The following is a 17,518-nucleotide window of genomic DNA, read 5'->3' on the forward strand; positions in this document are numbered from 1 at the left end:
ACTCACCCAATGTCAAATGGAACGGCGCTACCCACCAAAGGCAGTAAAGTGGAATACAACTTCTTCACCAACCGCACTTTTTCCATCTTCAGCCAACAGCAGTACTTTCCATGAGAACCGACCGGAACCAACTTTGCCGAAAAAATCATCAATTGGCAAAGTAAAGTCGCCCGACTCGGTCACCGGGTACTGGATATTGGAGACCAGGTCACCGTCACCGTTCACCAAATCAAGATTCAGTAGTTTCGGCGCGTTGATTCGATAACTGACAGCAAGCACTTCCTTGCCGGTGCTGACGCGACGGGGCCAGCGAACCTCAGAGATCGCCTCTGTTGAAATGTGCTCATTCCAGGCACTTTCGGTCAGAACGGAAAAATTCACGTTCACCTCATTTCCCACACGGTGATTCCAGTTTTCACCGCGAGGAGTGACATACACAACAACTCGATATTTGCCAGGATCAATGCCAGTCGTATCGAAATTTACGTGGTACTTTCCGCTTTTCGTTACCCTTGCTGTTTTTTGCTTAAATTTTTTCCAGGTATCAAAGTACTGTAAAACAAAATAGACATCCCTGGTTTTAGGCACTTTCAGATCGACATCTACACGCAGTGGCTGATTGCCCCCCACAACATCCGGAACATCGATACTGTTAATGAAATCGTCTGAGCCGGCTGAAACACCACAGGAAAATGCAGAGGCCCACACCAGAAAAGAAAAGATAAAACGCTTCATTTAAGATCACCTATTTCGGAAAGTGAAAAAAATAGCCACCGTGCTAATACACGGCAGCCATTCTTAAATCAGGAGACTATACCTTTCTCTGTTATTGCTCCATCACAGCAATATCATCAAACAGAATTTGATCACCTGCGGTCAACCCGGTTGCGTAAATGTAAGGCATAACCGTTGTATTCGCCGTTCCATCAATCGCCCAGGTAGTAGGGATCGTATAGGTAGAAGAATCATCGCTTTCATCTTCTGTATGGTTACGGTTTACCAGGTTAACCAGTTGCCAAGCGGTGGTCGGCGCCAGCTCCGCTGCAAAGTCAGAACCGGTTTTTTCCGCATTGGGGAAGCTACCTGCAGCCTTGTTATCCAGAGCGTTACGGCTGTCATGCCAGGGCGCCAGATTAAAGTGGACCTTCACGCCTTCGCGCGGCTGCTCAAGCTTGACCCACATGGAAACACCAAACTCCACACCGTGGCCGCGGGAGCCTACGCCATAGTAGGAGCCCCACATATCGAAGGCAGCATCGCCATTGGTCCAGTTGGTTTTGACAACACCGGCGATGGTATTGTCTTCCTCTGCGGTCACACGCAGGGAGCTACCGAAAATGGGATCCCCCACAGCCTGGTCGAAAGCACCCGAGATATACTTGTTGTACCCATTGCCTGGGAAACTGTGCTCAAAGGTATGATCCCAGTTGGAGGAATTACCTGCATTGTTGGATTTCAGACAGGCCTTATTCGGCACAACACTTACCGCAACAGACAACGAACTAATATCCTCTTTTGCTGCTGTGGTTTCACCGGATTCATAGGCAACGGTAATCGCCTCAGCATCCTGAGCAAGATTGCTAGCCGGGCTCTTATCGCCATCGCCAACTTGCAGGATTGCCCACTCGCCATTTTCAGACTCCGCATCCGGAACCAGATCAAGCAGTGTGAGAAGACTCTCTTCTTCAGTGCTCCAGCTATATTGATAGACGCCATTCAACATCTCGCCAAGCGTCGGTTCTGACTCCACATGCAAGCCACCATAGGTACACGCAGCAATCTCTTTCACCAACGCATCACGGGGGCCTTCGGCATTGGTAACACCGATACGGAAATCGGAATCAACGGCTACCGTAACGGTAGAAGAAACATTGCTGTCCGGATTCCAGACAGTAAGCTCCGCTTCACCTACGCCCACACCCGTAACCGTACCTGCCTCGTCCACAGTTGCCACAGATTCGTCACTAACCTCGTAACGCAGTTCCTGATCACATACGGCCTGAGGAGAAAAGCTGGCAGAGGCATTAACGGATTCGCCCAATCGAACAGACAGATTCTGAACATCAATCTCTTCAATCTCGGCTTTCACACCATTAATCGTAAGATTCAGGGTTCTGGTTACCGGATCACCGCCATTGATGACGTTGTAGGTAAGGGTGTAGGTGTGAACGGGGCGCGGCCAGGGGTTAACACTTTCACCGGGCGTAAACTCTGAACATGAGATCAGTCTTTCATCAAATCCGTTCAGATCTACGATCATTTGATTGCCATCGAGGAAGAACGGCGTTACCTGCTTGCCATCTTCCACAATAGTGGGCACGGGAAGACCGTACATGGGCTGATCGTTATTCTCGGCATCTGGATCCCAGATGATGGTATCCTGCGCGAAGCTTACCTGGCTCACACCAACGCCACTTTTCCCGGAAAGCGGATCGCCACCAGCGGTCGCGCCCTGAAGAAGATCAATCACGATTACGCCCTGATCTTCATCAACGACAATATTCAGCGCGTCTTCACTAAATACGATTGGCTGATCACCGTCATCAATAAAGTCCTGACCTTTATCGACTTTACAGCCCGTCATTAGAGCAACAACCGGCGCAATAAGGGCTACACTTTTCAGAATTCTAGGTTTCATATTTTCTCTCCATTTCGACCACTTTCTCTACATCTCTTAGAGAAAGTGGTGAAATCATCTTTAAAATTATTATTTGAATTGATTAGAAGTTCATTCGCGCGCCCAAGCGGAATACTCGACCAAAGTTCCACTCGTTGACGGTACGGCTTGTGTTAACGCTATCGGTAACCGCATCACCTTCATCCCAATAGCTACCATCTGCCAACAGCATATCTCGAGCGGTTACGAAGGTACGACGGCCTTCATCACCGAGATTCGTGGCCTGGAAAGTGATAGTCAGATTATCGTTGACGAAATAGCTTGAGCTAAAATCCAAGCGATTGTAGCTCTCCTGCCAAATGGACGTTCCGATTTGCCCGTGATCCACAGCCTGAGTACCGACATAGCTGTTTGCTAACCGCAGGCTCAGACGATCCCCTTCCCAGAATACGGTTAGGTTTCCTGAATGCCTCGGCGTATCTTCGAGAGATTTAGGTGCAATTACCCGTCCAGTGGTGGCGAGAGCAACTTCATCCTGAAGTGCATCCTGGAAGGTATAGTTCGCTTGAACACCCAGGTTGGACCAGATGCCGGGCAGGAAGTCGTACATATGGGTGTAATTTAGCTCGAGGCCAGTAATGGAAGCACCACCACCGTTCTGAACCTGCTGAATACGGGCTGCCCGACACTCGATTTGCATATCTTGTGTTTGCCAGCCAGCAATATGCCGCCGTGGTAAACAAGTTTCCCCTCCAGCGGCACCTTCACCGGGAACGCCTACCGGATCAATTAAGAGGTCAGCATCTTCGAGATCGTAATCTCCACGGGCATCCTTAATGAAATATGGAGTTTCGACGGTAATTTCAGTGTCTTTCATGTCCTTATGGAAAACGGTGGCAGACAAGTTATTGCCTTCACCAAAATACCATTCCAACGAAAAATCCAGGTTAATCGATTCCAGATTCTGCAGCTGGGTATTACCCGCTGTGCCGGTTGCGTACTCGTTCCAATTGTTCTCGTTGACCTGCAGGCTTGGGTTCAAGCTATCAAATCGTGGACGGGTCATGGTCTTGGATGCAGCAAAACGACCAATCAACTCATCATTGATTTGATAGCTCAGATTCAGGCTTGGCAGTAAGACATCGAAAAGTCCCTTATCTGAAATTTCGGATGCACGAATGTAGTTCTGCTGGGTATTCAGACTGGAGTCGCTATTCGAACGGTAAATGTTCGTACTTCGATCCAACCAACGCTCCATACCGCCATTATTATTGAAATACCAATGGCTTTGCGTATTAGTTGTGAAAGTGCCACTGCCGTTAGGGTTATCGAATTCCCCGCCGTAGAACTCCGCCATGGCCTCATTGAAACCTTCGACACCACCTTTAATGGTCCCGTCGTCATTGTATTCAATGTTAACAATTCGGTTGAAGTCCTTGCCGTCTTTATGAACCCACTCCCCCTTCTCGGTATCGTATGGCAGCGTTTCCGGTTTATTGACGTCATATGCGTAATTGAGGCGCCAGGAGAAACAGTTTTGATCCACACCATCCTGACCGGAATTTTGCGGCTCATAGCGGTGATCGCCATCTTGCGGACCGCCGATCCAGTCAGGCTCCTGGCAGACCGGGTTTTTATCATTGAATAGACCACGCTGAGCCAAGTCATACAGATCAATAACGTGAGGATTTGGGTAATACTGCATACCCGCATAGCCTCGCGCCTCAGTTTTATCCTCCGCGTAGCGGAGGCCAACATTACCTCGCAGACGACCGTCCATGGCTTCAAAGCTGGACTTGATATACGCAGCAAAAGTATCGGTATCGATATTCCGGGTACCACGGTTATCAATATCAACCCTGATGGACCCTGGCTTCCTTCCGAGCAAAGCTTCAAATGCCTTGTCGTGGTCAATCATCGGCCAGCCATTAAAAACAGGATTGGACCGATCAACTCCAAGCTTTTCACCAAAGTTTTTATACAGGAAGGCTTCCGAAGCGCTCATATCAATCAGACGCACAGAGGAGAGTCCGTCGTAGGCATAGTCGGTGCCATCACCATCTTTGAATGTGGAACCCAGACCGATGGTCGTATTTTGCGTATGCACATCTTTTACGCGATTTGCGTATTTAGCACCGAACTCAACGGTGGTAAGCCCGAAGCGATCAACATCCCAGTCAAAGTCAACAAACACCGAGGTATTCGTATCCGTTTGATAGTTATCCCGAATATTAGTATTACCCAGATGGTTCGCGTAAAGATCGGTGGGATTAAATCGCCCCGTTGCACTTACGACATTACCGGTAACCGGATTAAAGGTGGCATTAGTAGTGCCATTGTAGAATCTACACACACCGGTTGAGCAGTCATAGCCCGTGGGCTCGCTCTCCATGGGATCATTATTTTCAACCGCACCGACAGCGATCGTACCCCAGGTCTCCGTCCCCATATTGACGAAATCATCGGTGTTCTCATCGGTACTTGAGTAGCCGGCGGTGATATTCATGGTCAGGGAGTCGGTAAGCTGCTGGTCCAACTTCAAGGATGCAACCATGGTCTCGGAAATGGTGTCCCCCTGAGAGCGGTTCATCCAGCCCCCCCGCCCCACGCCGCGCATGGCTTCGAGTGTGCTGTTGTCGGTATTCACTACTGCCCAATCCGTCTGATCGATCGGCTGCATCCCCTGCGAACCCATGTTGTAACGCATGGAGTTGTAGTCAGTAGTGACTGTTTGCTTGGTATAGGATGTATCGAGGCGTATATCCGTGAAATCAGAAGGCCGGAACTGGATACCGAAGTTACCGGTCTGACGCTTGCGCTCGTTACGGCTCAACGCCAAGTGGATTGAATCCCGGCGAAGCACCTCAACCGGATCAGCAAACGCCACTTCGGTTTCCGGGTCAAAGCCTTCGGGCAGGCTACCGTCTTCGTTGAGATATCGGATGGCCTTCCCGGTTTCCTTATCAATGGCACGAAGACCACTTTCTCCGCCGGCATCGGCCACCATCGCCATAGAGTCGCCCCAGTCATGGGTCATGCGGTCTTCACGATAAATCTGATTGTCTTCCGATACCGTGAATACTACACCGAGTTTGTCATCGAAGAACTGATCGAGGTAGCTTGCGTTATAGCGGTAATCGTCTTCACCGGAAAACTCATTAAAACGACTCTGTACCGAGCCATTCAATACGCGTTCAGTACGGCTTAGTGGAGCAACTGTCTCCAGAATAACCGTGCCGCCTAGAGATCCTTCGTCCTGGTCAGCGGTAGCGGTTTTGATTACGCGAATAGCAGAAAGGATGTCAGATGAGAAGGCGCTGAGGTCGACACTCTGGTCGGCTTCAGCGGTATCAGCAGTATCACCGGCTCCCAGTGAACTCAGACCACTGGTCAGCGCCACACCGTTCATTTGAATCTGGTTCTGATAGGACGAGGTACCGCGAATCGAAATTCTCGCGCCTTCACCGCCCTCCTCAGTCACGCTGACACCGGTAATACGGTTCAGCGCATCCGCGATATTCTGATCCGTGGACTTACCGATATCTTCTGCAAAAATTGAATCGGAAACCTCGTCAGAGAGTCGCTTCGCATCTACCGCCTTCTCGACTGACTGACGGAACCCGGTGACCGCTACCTCTTCGAGGCTTTCACTTTGCTCTGCTGGCTCTTTACTCTCTTTAGAGTCCTCCTCCTGAGCAAAAATCGGCGCTGCGAACATAACCCCCAGGATCGCTACCGAGAGCGCATGTGGCTTAAACCTATTCTTCATTTGATCTCTCCACCTTCACTATTGTTGTTTTATTGACTGCTAACGCTGACACCCCTGCATACCGCTCACAGGCTCTCCAACGCTCCTGATTGACGCATCATGCCGACTTAGATTGCAGTTCCGGAAAAACGAAGATTGATCACAACGCCACCCTTGCGCAGAGAATACGCCATCCACTCAAAGGTCCGCGGACGGAGCCAATAAAACCCCGACTATCTGAGAGAGAAATCTTATAGTTTTTCTAGTTGCTTTCTGAGGCAGCAAGTATTGCCAGATTGGGGCCGGGCCTACTTATTGTTGAGCTATCCACCCCATGAAGAGCGGCACCACAACCCCATACGACTTATTCAAACATATGATGTTTGCATAGGCAATACATCGCGGGAAACATTTTTCAATAGCGGATACGCTATCCAAGTCACACTTTTCACCAGCACGATTGGCAGAGCGCTGCCACGTTGACCGTCACTGGCAGACGGCGTCAGCCACAGGCATCTTCAGAGCCAACAGACAGATCCGAAGGTATCTTTAGGCAGGTACCAAGTGGGTACTACTGGTTAATTGAAATCTTTGGGCGGAATTTTTACAGAGGAAGGGGAAATACCAGGTGGATCTTTATCAGTAGGACCACCGGGGTGAACGGTTGCGGGTGGTGATTGCGGGCGCACCAGGCGCCCGCAATGGGTCAAAAGAAGTGTCTGAACCAGACTCCGCCACAAACGCCCTCAAGCGTCGGGCTGCTTTGGCACCCGGTACTGATCCATGCGATCAATATCGTATTTCTCGTATTTGCGCTTGAGCAGCCACAGCGGACGCTCGAGGGTAAGCTCCCACTCGAACAGGTCTTTGAACATACTGCGCACGCGCTCGGGCTCGGCCGATGCCAGATCGTTCTGCTCGCCTATATCATCCGCCAGGTTATACAACTCTGCCGGACGATCCGGGAAACGAATCAGCTTCCAGTCACCATCGCGAATCACCGCACGGGACTCTTTTTTCCAGAACATTTTCTGGTGCGGGCGCTCTTTTTTCTCACCTGTAAGGTAAGGCAGAAGGTTCACGCCATCCAGTTGGGATTCGTATTCGCGACCACCTGCAGCCTCATAAAAAGTAGGCAAGAGATCGAGGGTGGAGACGGGATATTCGTAATCCACACCGGCAGGCAACCTGGCAGGCCAGCGCATAATAAAGGGGACGCGCAAGCCCCCCTCCAGGTGATTGGACTTGGTGCCCGCCAGGGGATAATTACTGGAGCCATTCTTATCCGAGGGGCCCCCATTGTCGTTGGTGAATACCACAATGGTATTTTCCGCCAGACCCAGCTCTTCCAGCTTATCCATCACACGACCAGTGGCGCGATCCATGGCGAGTGTCATTGCCGCCAGTTCGCGGCGCTTGCCGGAGAGCTGCGGGAACTGCTGCATATCTTCTTCCAGCGCTTCCATCGGTGTGTGCACCGCGTTGAATGCTAGGTAAATAAAGAAGGGGCTGTCCTGGTTCTGCTCGATAAAATGTGCCGCCTCATCGGCCAACACGTCGGTCAGGTAGCCATCGTGTTCTTCATAGTGACCGAATCCACGCTCCAGCTTCTTATCGAACGCGGCCACCACGTTATCCAGTGGGTTTTCCCCATCATATTTGAAGTAACTGCGGTCGCCACCGCGGAAACCGTAAAATTCATCAAAGCCACGCTTGGTGGGGTGGAAGCGGTCGGCGTCGCCCAGGTGCCATTTGCCGTAGATAGCGGTCTTGTAACCGCGATCTTTCAGGTAGTCTGCCATGGTTTTCTGATCCAGTGGCAACCCCATCTCTGCACCTTTCAGCCCAGAGTTTTCACTCATAAAACCCGGTACATTGATTTCTTCGTAACCAAAGCGCTGCTGATATTTTCCGGTCATCAATCCCGCACGGGAAGGACCACAGGTAGCGTCCGAGACATATCCCTGCGTGAATCGCACACCGCCTTCGGCGATCTCGTCCAGGCGTGGGGTCTTCATCACCGGGCTGCCCTGGAAACCGAAGTCCTCAAAGCCTGCGTCATCGGCAAACACCAGCACAATGTTGGGAGCGCGCTCGTCTTTTCCCAGTGCCTCTTTGTTAGCATCCGCACAGGCTGCAGGCGCGAGGACGACGGCCATCAACAACATCAGGATCTTTTTCATCGTATCACCGCAATTAATTCGCAAGAAAATTTTCATTCTTCCCATAAAAAAGCCCCTGAACACCGCCCGAGTAAATTCTGGGGTTACTCGGGCGGGTACCAGGGGCAGACTACATATCGAACGACCTGTGAGATCAGAACATATAAGTTACGCTGGCACCGAAGTAACGCGAGTAATCACGCGGATAGAACAATGCCTGGTTGCCCCACTGATCGGCAAACTTAAAGGTGTTGTAGCTCTCGTCCATGACATTTTTCACGAACAGATTGCCACGCAGTTTATCGTTGCCGATACCGATGTAGAGATCCAGCACATCGTAATCTGCGTTTGGATCAAACTCTTGTGCCATCATGTTTGCGGAGGGAGTGAAGTCACCTTCGTAACGCCACACGGTGCGTAAGTTTGCATCCCAGCCAGTGCTGCCGATTTCGCGGTTATAATTCACCGTCAGCAGCGCCTGCTCCTGCGCATTATTCTCAACCGGGAGACCGGTCTGATCGAATACGTTGCGCCCACCAATAACACTACAGCGATCCGCCAGGGTACCACTTGGGCAGTTTACCGGAGTATCGGCAAAGTCCTCGTAGGTCGCTTCGTAGTTGGCATAGCTGGCGACCACTTTCAGATCAGAGGTCAACTTATACACCATGTCCGCCTCGATACCTGTGGAACGAACTTCATCCGCATTCACATATCCAGCGAAAATAGTGTTGGAGTCTTCGTCAACGATCCGCTGGGCACGGACCTGATAATCTTCCACTGCCATGTCGAAGTAGGTCAGGTTCAAGTGCAGCTTGTCATCCAGCAGGCGTGAACGCACACCCACCTCAAAGTTGGTTGACTGTTCGGGGCGGGTCGGGAAGTACTCCGCATCCGCTGGGTTCGTGTTACTGGTGACAAAGTAAGACGGACCTTTGTAGCCGGTGGAGTAGTTCACATAGGCGCGAATGTTGTCGGTGAAGTCGTAACCCAGTACCGCCTTGTAAATAAAGTCGGTGTTGGAATCGGAGAACTTCGCACCTTCCGGATCATTGCGAATCAGAGATGGGTCAGACTCGGACAACGCCAACACTTCGTCGAAGGTTTCCATACCACTACCGTCGGAGGGCGGACGCAGCCACAGTGCGTCAAAGGAAGCGGAGCCCTTTTCGTGCAGGGCGCGGAAACCCAGGGTGGCGTCCAGTCGATCAGTGATCTGATATTCCAGCTGGCCAAACACGGCCGTATTGGTAAAGTCTGCGGTAAAGTCACCGGCAGACAGGTTGCGGTCCGCCTCCAGCAAGGAGCGATCCTGTGTGCCGGTTTCGCTGTAATGATTGATGAACGCCAGTGCGGAAGCGTTACTTACACAACCAATCATTACACCATCTTCAATGACACCGCGAGAGCTGGCACCACCACCACCGACACAGCCGTCAGTAATTTCCGAACGCTGGCCAGCGGTGTCGTGGAAGAACGCACCCAGTACCCAATTGAAGGTTTCGTTATCGAAATCGCTCAGGCGCAGTTCCTGCTGAATGACCTCTACGGACTCATTACCGCCGAAGTGCTCGCGGTGTACGGGGAATTTAAAGGTGAAGAAGCCCGAACTGTTGTTCAGTTCGAAATCACGATAGCTGGCCAGGTAGCTCAGGGACATACCATTGGCGAGGTCATAATTCACTTCTGCGGATAGGCCGGTGTTTTCGACCGAGCCGTAGTTGGATTCCGGGTTGCGCGCCGTGACCGGTTCACCAAAAACATTGTAGTCTGGCTCGGAATCAATTTCGTTGTAGGCGGCGGCAGTCACAACACCGTCGTCAATACGCACCACCGGCTTTGGACCATACTCGCGGCTAATTTCGGTTTTAACCATGGAACAACAGTTGGTATCGCGCTCGGAATAATCCATACGTACGAGAGCGCTCAGGTCAGTCCCATTGTCGTAGAGGAACTGTGTGCGAATACCGGATTTCTCTTCCGCCCCCACATCTTCGCCGCCCGGATATTCATTGCGAATCCAGCCATCCTGCTCGCCGTGCTGCACGTTGATGCGGGCAGCCCAGTTATCGTTGATGGGTAAGTTGACCGCACTGCTGACCTGACGGCCGTTATATTCGGTCAATTCGGCTTTGGCGCTACCATAAAACTCGCCGAGTTGCGGGCGCTTGGTCACGTAGTGAATAACACCGGTAGAAGTATTCTGACCGAAAAGAGTACCCTGCGGGCCCCGCAGTGCCTCAACGCGCTCTACGTCAGCGATGGCCAGATTCATCATGGACTGACGCGGCAGTACTTCGCCGTCAACCACGATCAGGTTGGACGATTGCAGACCAATGGAGTTGGTGAAAGTACCAATACCGCGGGTTTTCAGAGTGGTGGTGCGGATTTCGTTGTTATCGTCAACGCCGAAGCCCGGCAGGTATTTCACGATATCGAAACCAGTATCCGCTCCGAGTTCTTCAATCAGGTCTCCTGAAAGAACCTCCATGGATACGGGAACATCCTGAACAGACTGCTCGCGCTTCTGAGCAGTAACAACCACTTCTTCCAGGGCGCTGGTCTCATCGAATTTTTTCTTGGTCTCCACCTCTTGTGCGATGGCGACATTGAAAAGCGTGGCTACGGAGCAGCAACCGAGCATCAGCAAGCTGTGCATGGACTTTGGGCTCTGATTCTTCACGTCTTCCCTCTCATTTTTATACTGGATTATTTTCATCGCGCTTCCGCCGTCACCGGAGCCTGCTGTGCCGCCAGCTTCCGGATCGGGCGAGTACCTATTAAGCGCACTACGCCCTACATATGGACGAATGAATGGTTAGACACCTCAATGCGGGTTTTGACCCGCCACCACCATTCATTAGATGCATTCAAACATATGATGTTTAACAAAGCAATACGTACCATATTAGCGAGCCGGTACCCGTCCGCAACAAGGTACGAGACGCGGGAACTACCTCGCATTTCCGGCCACCTCCCTTACCCCAGCGCCCGGATCCCTTGTTAAGCCTCAACATCATATGTTTACATTTGTTTTACCTTGAGAGTGCGGTAAGACTCAGGGTTGTGTGACACAACAATAAGTTGACTAGCGAAGAGAACCATCTATGAAAACCACCCCAATACTGGCAGCGCTGCTGCTCGCCGGTGCAACCGCCGTACAGGCGCAGAACGTCCGCCCTGTGGGCGCGGTCGAAGGCGAAATCCGTTGGCAGGAGCTCGGCAACCGCACCGACGACTTCAATGGCAACAGCCTCGACACCAGCAAATGGATCAACGATCCCAACGACCTGGTGATCGGCGCCTGGACCTTTGATAGCGACAACGCCTATGTGGCGGACGGAAAACTGAATATCGAGGTCACCCAGGAAACCCACACTCGGCCTTTCCGCGATGTGTGTCAGGGCGGCGCTACCGTCCAGCGCGAGCTCTACTACAAATCCGGTGCGGTAAAGTCCACCAATGACGGCGTGTACGGTTACTACGAAGCCAGCCTGAAAGGGGTCAAGGTATTCCCTGGGCTGAGCCCGGCGTTCTGGCTGTATAGCGATGGCCACCCCTACCCCGACCGCAACGTCCCGGGCAGCGTGGATTACAGTGAAATTGATATTGTCGAGCTGCAGCAGGCGGACTGGTACGGCCCCGGCCCAAATGACGCCGACCCGATCAACGTAATGGACCACAACCTGCACGCTCGCATCGTGGGTCAAAATGGCAACACCTACTGGCGCCGTCCCAAACCCTATCCGGAAGCACAGCTGCTGAAGTTTGAAGCTCCCTTTGATCCGTCCGAAGACTTCCACACCTACGCGGTAGAGAACCGCCGGGACGTCATCCGTTGGTACGTGGACGGAGAATTGATCGGCGAGAAGCCAAACCTGTTCTGGCACCGCCCAATGCATGTCATTTTCTCCATGGGCCTGCGCCGCCAGTTCATTTACTTTAACAGTGCGTGTAACCGCGCTGATCCGAACCCCAACACGGTCACCTCCGAGGGTTTCCCGGAAGACGCCACCATGCAGGTAGACTACGTGAAAACCTGGGAGGTACTGCCGTCCATCTGGGTAGACGACAAAAGTAAGTACCTGTCTACCAGTTACAGCAACGATGGGACCCTGGATGTGGTCGTGAACTACCACGGCGGCAGCAACCATCACGTGGTGGGAGATCAGTACAACGGTGTTACCGTCAATCTGGTGGAAAAAAATGCCGATGGCTTTGTGAAAATTGCCGCAAGCGCGAACGATGCATCGGTGACTAGCGAAGAGAAACGCTACGGTGGCCAGACCACGGTCAGCCTGGACCTGAGCGGTGTGACACCGGTTGAACACCTGCCCGATGGCCACTACTACGCACTGGCGCCGGTATTCCGCTCATCCAACGGTAGCGACGTATTCCAGCTGGGCGGCATCCAGCCGGTCAATATTGTGGGAGACGAGGTGCCAGTTGCGGTAACTGGCGTTTCCGTCGCGGCCGGCGATACCGAACTCAAAGTGGGCGAGACCACTCAGCTTAGCGCCACAGTTTATCCGGCCAGCGCCGCCAATAAAGGGGTAAGCTGGCAGTCCAGCAACGCCGGTGTGGCGAGCGTCAATCAGCAGGGCCTGGCGCAAGCCAATGCTGCGGGTAGCGCAACCATCACCGTCACTACCAACGAAGGGGGCTTTCAGGCAACGGCCAACCTTTCCGTGAGTGCCGCCAGCGGTAGCTCTTCGGGGGGATCATCCAGCAGCTCGTCCAGCAGTTCTTCTGGCGGCTCATCAAGCAGCTCCAGCGGAGGTGAAACCTGCGACGGCGGCTGGGTCGCAGTGACCGGTGTGAGCCTGAACCCGAGTTCCGGCACTCTGCGCAGGGGTCAGTCTGTGACACTCAATCCGGTGGTCGCACCAGCCTGCGCCTCCAACAAAAGTGTGGTGTACTCCACCAGTGACCCACTCGTCGCAACGGTAAATTCCTCCGGGGTCGTGGTCGGCAAGAAAGCCGGCTCAGCAACCATTACCGTCAAGACCAAAAACAAGGGGAAAACAGCCACTTATTCGGTCACTGTCACCCAGTAAGTTGCAATCCTTTCAATCACCAATATTCTCATTGGTGACCGAAAATGGCAGCCAACCGGCTGCCATTTTTTTTGCACGACACCGCGAAAAGTGCAATTCTGATTTATTGTTTGATTCACCTGTGAAACCCATGGCAAACCCCACTGCAACCATTGAACACCTGAATGGCGAAAACTTTTCAGTATCTCGACTTAAAAACCGGTTTCTATCCCTGGACATCGCCCCGGACCTGGGTGGCAAAATTATCAGTCTACGCTCCGGCCCGGCGCTGCAGACCGAATGGCTGTGGAAAAGTGAACGAACCCCTTATCAGCCCGCGCAGCTGGACCACAGCTACACACGCCAGCACGATACCGGGGGCATCGACGAATGCTTCCCCAGCGTGGATGCCTGCGAACTGCCAGCGAATGCGGGAGACTGGGCCAGTCTCACCCTGCCCGACCACGGCGAACTCTACGGCCGCCCGTGGACACACCAAGAGAGCGCAGTGCACAGCGATGGCACCGCAATACTGACACTCAGACAACTGTGCCAAACACTGCCGCTAACTTTCGAGCGCCGTCTGGTGCTCGCCCCGGACAGCGGTACACTCTGGTTCGAATATCGTGTCGAAAACCTGAGTGACAACCCTATTCCATTCAGTTGGTGTATGCACCCAGCGCTTGCCATTACTCCTGGTATGCAGCTGCGGCTGCCGGATAACCACCAATTGTACTGTTCCTACGCCAGCGACAATGCCCCGCTGACCACTGGCGACCAGTTCCGCTGGCCACTAACCCCGAACGGTACCGATATATCGGTTATTCCAGATCCGGATACCACTAACGGATACGCAACAAAGCTACTTTCCCATCAGGACCTGCTCGACTGCACCAGCGGTAATTCTCCTGCTATAGCCGGGCTGGAGAATCCGGCAACTGGTGAAGCACTGCATTTCGTATTGCCACCGTCGGAAGTGCCCCATATCGCCCTGTGGCTCAACTACCGGGGCTGGGCCGGGGATGGCGGCGCGCCCTATTTCAATCTTGTGCTGGAGCCGGCGATTGGCAACGCCGACAGCCTGCGGGAACTGCTGGACAGAGAGACGGCGCCGGCGGTTCCACCCCACGCATCCCATAGCTGGTCATTTGAGGTTCATGCAACCACGCCAGATCTTTGTTAACAATATACAAATAGCGGTACACTACCTCCGATCATTCAGCATTGGGGGGTTTCCATGTCTTTCCACAACCATACCGGCGGCTGCCCCGGCTTATTCGCCACACTGCGCGTCCTGTCCGCGTTCGTCTCGCTGATCCTGGTTTCCGCCACGGCGCAGGCCGCACAAAAGCCCAATATTATTCTGATTCTGGCGGATGACGCGGGCTACGCGGACTTCAGTTTCCAGGGCAGCGAGGTCTTCCAGACACCCAACATTGACCGCATCGCAAAAAACGGTACCCGTTTTGCGCAGGCCTATGTAAGTGCCGCGGTGTGTGGACCATCCCGTGCGGGTTTGGTCACCGGCAAATACCAGCAGCGTTTTGGTTATGAGGAAAACAACGTACCGGGCTATATGAGTGCCAGCGGCACTACCGGAGACGATATGGGACTGCCGCTGGACGAAAAGACCATCGCGGATTACCTCAAACCACTGGGCTACCACACCGCCATCCTGGGCAAATGGCACTTAGGCAATGCGGATCGCTTCCACCCGCTCAAACGGGGCTTTGACGAGTTTTATGGCTTTCGCGGCGGTGCCCGGTCTTACTTCCCGTTCAATGAGAGCAACCCCAATTCCCGCTGGGAAGATTTTCTCGAGCGCGGTTTCGGTTCCTTTGCCGAGACACCCAAATACTTCACCGATGCGCTGACCGATGAAGCGGTCGCATTTGTGGAGCGCAACAACAGCGAGCCCTTCTTCCTCTACCTATCCTACACCGCGGTACATGCGCCCATGGATACACTGCCGGAAGATCTGGCCGCATTTCCCGAGCTTTCCGACAACCGAAAGAAAGTCGCCGCCATGACCCGGGCACTGGACAGAGGGGTGGGGAGACTGCTCGACGCACTGGAACAACAGAAGCTGATCGACAATACCCTGATCGTTTTCACCAACGACAACGGCGGCCCCACAGATCACAATGCTTCCAACAACTTCCCCTTGAGCGGCACCAAGGCCACTCATCTGGAGGGGGGTATCCGGGTTCCATTTGTGATGCAGTGGCCTGGGCAAATTCCAGCACAGCAGACCTTTCCGGCCCCCATTAGCCTGCTGGACCTGTTACCGACATTTTACGCCGCCGCCGGTGGCCAGACGTCCACGCTGGAGGATATTGATGGTGTGAACCTGCTGCCCTTCCTGAACGGCGAGGCAAGCGGAAAACCGCACCAATCCCTCTACTGGAAAAAGGAGAGCCGCGCGGCGATTCGCGATGGCGACTGGAAACTACTGCGCTTCCCGGATAGACCTGCCGAGCTCTACAACCTGGCGGAAGATGTCAGCGAAACCCAGAACCTTGCGCTGCGACATCCGGACAAAGTTACCGCGCTGTTCAAGAAATTATTCCAGTGGGAGCTGCAGCTGGAGCGCCCCAGATGGCAGTTGAAGAGGGAGTTTGAAGGGAAGGCCATGGAACGGATGGATACCTACCGCCAGGCCAAACTACCTGAGACCACCACAAACTATTAGACACCGGCATATCCCATAAACAAAAAGGCAGCCCTGCTCAATACTGGGCTGCCTTTTCTATTGCTTGTGCTTACCTTGAAGATCGATCCAATCGCCTGAATCACTTCACCGCAAGTGACGTTCTTTCCAGGGATGGGTGACATAGCCGTGGCTCATCACCACATCGACGTTTGCTAACTGATCCAAGGTGTGGGGGTTTTAATGTCTTAGGAACCGCTTCATAAGAGAATCACCGCAGGTTCGGGCTGGCCTTTCACAGCATTCCGATACACCAATGTCACACCGTTGGCCACCGCCGCACCGGGTTGGTCTTCCAGCCCGACCGCTGCCGTGGTCACATACATATCGGTAAAGTCATCTCCGCCAAAGGCGGGGCATGTTGTGCGAATCACCGGTGCCTGTAATGCGTCGGTTGCACGGCCTTCCGGGGTAATGCACTGGGTACGGGCACCATCCCACAGGGAGGACCACATATTCCCCTCCCCGTCCATTACCGCCCCATCAGGGATCAATCCCTCTTTACTGAGGTCGAGAAAGACTTCACGCTCTCCGGCCAACCAACCATGGGCTTCGTTTAACGGCACTCGATAAATCACACCTCTGGCCGAATCTGCGTAATAGCCGAGGTTGCGCACGCGATCAAAACAGATACCGTTCGGCACGGTCATACCGCTGTCCAGTTGACGCAACTCACCCTTGTACCAGCGATACAGATTGCCCTGATCCGGTTCCCCCTCCTTGCCCATGGTGCCGATCCAGAAGCCACCCCAGGGGTCGGCGCGGCCGTCATTGCTCCGATTGCCAGGGCGATCCGGTTCCAGGGCACACACCAGGGTTTTCTCGCCACTGTTCAGGTTCAGCAGGTTCAGGCCATTTTCACAGGCCACAATGATCCAGTCCTTATCCACCCAACCGATCGCAGAGGGCATCTCATCAAATTCCCAGGCCTGTTCACCTTCCGCGCCATTGGCAAGTACCCGCTTGTTGAGCAAGTCCACCCAGTACAGGTTTTTGCGCTCTGGATGCCACAGGGGGCCTTCCCCCAGGCTGCAGGTACGTTTATCGAAGACCTCTGCCGCACTGGACACAGCAGTGCTCTGCGAATACTCACTCACCTTCTCTTCCCCTCGACTCGTTGCATCATTATTTGATCGAATATGCGTTTTACCTGCGCTGGCTGCGACGCCCAGTGGCGAGACAGCGAAACCGGTCGACACCATCGCCAGTACTAGCTTCCGGCGCGACAATCCTTTTTTACCAAGC

Annotated in this window: 9 protein-coding genes; 3 read left to right on the forward strand and 6 right to left on the reverse strand. The window is 53.3% G+C overall.

Annotated elements, in window-relative coordinates; all coding sequences use genetic code 11:
• Positions 1-27: 27 nt before the first annotated feature.
• The 5 genes from AU11_RS05280 to AU11_RS05300 form a co-directional block, all read right to left on the reverse strand.
• Positions 28-735, reverse strand: a complete 708-nt coding sequence (locus tag AU11_RS05280; RefSeq protein WP_043317009.1) for a hypothetical protein — start codon at positions 733-735, stop codon at positions 28-30.
• A gap of 91 nt (positions 736-826) precedes the next feature.
• On the reverse strand, positions 827-2,638 hold the full coding sequence (locus AU11_RS17680; RefSeq protein ID WP_081847943.1) for an Ig-like domain-containing protein: 1,812 nt from the start codon (positions 2,636-2,638) through the stop codon (positions 827-829).
• Between the two features lie 82 nt (positions 2,639-2,720).
• Positions 2,721-6,386 (reverse strand): TonB-dependent receptor domain-containing protein, encoded by a 3,666-nt coding sequence (locus AU11_RS05290; protein ID WP_043317011.1) that lies wholly within the window; start codon positions 6,384-6,386, stop codon positions 2,721-2,723.
• A 725-nt stretch (positions 6,387-7,111) separates the two neighbouring features.
• Positions 7,112-8,548: a sulfatase gene (locus AU11_RS05295; protein WP_043318240.1), complete on the reverse strand. Its 1,437-nt coding sequence runs from the start codon at positions 8,546-8,548 to the stop codon at positions 7,112-7,114.
• A gap of 133 nt (positions 8,549-8,681) precedes the next feature.
• The gene (locus AU11_RS05300; protein ID WP_043317013.1) at positions 8,682-11,246 is read right to left on the reverse strand and encodes a TonB-dependent receptor; all 2,565 of its coding nucleotides are present in this window, start codon (positions 11,244-11,246) and stop codon (positions 8,682-8,684) included.
• Between the two features lie 388 nt (positions 11,247-11,634).
• Here AU11_RS05300 and AU11_RS17685 point away from each other — a divergent pair, with 388 nt between their 5' ends.
• The 3 genes from AU11_RS17685 to AU11_RS05325 all read left to right on the forward strand — a co-directional run bounded on the left by AU11_RS17685 (position 11,635) and on the right by AU11_RS05325 (position 16,255).
• Positions 11,635-13,584 (forward strand): Ig-like domain-containing protein, encoded by a 1,950-nt coding sequence (locus tag AU11_RS17685; protein WP_051686975.1) that lies wholly within the window; start codon positions 11,635-11,637, stop codon positions 13,582-13,584.
• 130 nt (positions 13,585-13,714) lie between these two features.
• Positions 13,715-14,746, forward strand: coding sequence for a hypothetical protein (locus tag AU11_RS05320; RefSeq protein ID WP_156035143.1), 1,032 nt, complete (start codon positions 13,715-13,717; stop codon positions 14,744-14,746).
• Positions 14,747-14,800: 54 nt separating this feature from the next.
• The gene (locus AU11_RS05325) at positions 14,801-16,255 is read left to right on the forward strand and encodes a sulfatase (RefSeq protein WP_051686976.1); all 1,455 of its coding nucleotides are present in this window, start codon (positions 14,801-14,803) and stop codon (positions 16,253-16,255) included.
• A gap of 218 nt (positions 16,256-16,473) precedes the next feature.
• Here AU11_RS05325 and AU11_RS05330 read toward each other — a convergent pair whose 3' ends face one another.
• Entirely contained in the window at positions 16,474-17,370 is an 897-nt protein-coding gene (locus tag AU11_RS05330) for an SMP-30/gluconolactonase/LRE family protein (protein WP_051686977.1), read from the reverse strand.
• Between the last annotated feature and the right edge of the window lie 148 nt (positions 17,371-17,518).

The organism is Microbulbifer sp. HZ11, from assembly GCF_000708675.1.
In the GTDB taxonomy this organism is placed as follows: Bacteria; Pseudomonadota; Gammaproteobacteria; order Pseudomonadales; family Cellvibrionaceae; genus Microbulbifer.

Coding starts and splice junctions, on each gene's coding strand:
- AU11_RS05300 (WP_043317013.1), bottom strand. CDS start 11,246: ATGAAAATAATCCAGTATAAAAATGAGAGGGAAGACGTGAAGAATCAG.
- AU11_RS05295 (WP_043318240.1), bottom strand. CDS start 8,548: ATGAAAAAGATCCTGATGTTGTTGATGGCCGTCGTCCTCGCGCCTGCA.
- AU11_RS17680 (WP_081847943.1), bottom strand. CDS start 2,638: ATGAAACCTAGAATTCTGAAAAGTGTAGCCCTTATTGCGCCGGTTGTT.
- AU11_RS05320 (WP_156035143.1), top strand. CDS start 13,715: ATGGCAAACCCCACTGCAACCATTGAACACCTGAATGGCGAAAACTTT.
- AU11_RS05325 (WP_051686976.1), top strand. CDS start 14,801: ATGTCTTTCCACAACCATACCGGCGGCTGCCCCGGCTTATTCGCCACA.
- AU11_RS05290 (WP_043317011.1), bottom strand. CDS start 6,386: ATGAAGAATAGGTTTAAGCCACATGCGCTCTCGGTAGCGATCCTGGGG.
- AU11_RS17685 (WP_051686975.1), top strand. CDS start 11,635: ATGAAAACCACCCCAATACTGGCAGCGCTGCTGCTCGCCGGTGCAACC.
- AU11_RS05280 (WP_043317009.1), bottom strand. CDS start 735: ATGAAGCGTTTTATCTTTTCTTTTCTGGTGTGGGCCTCTGCATTTTCC.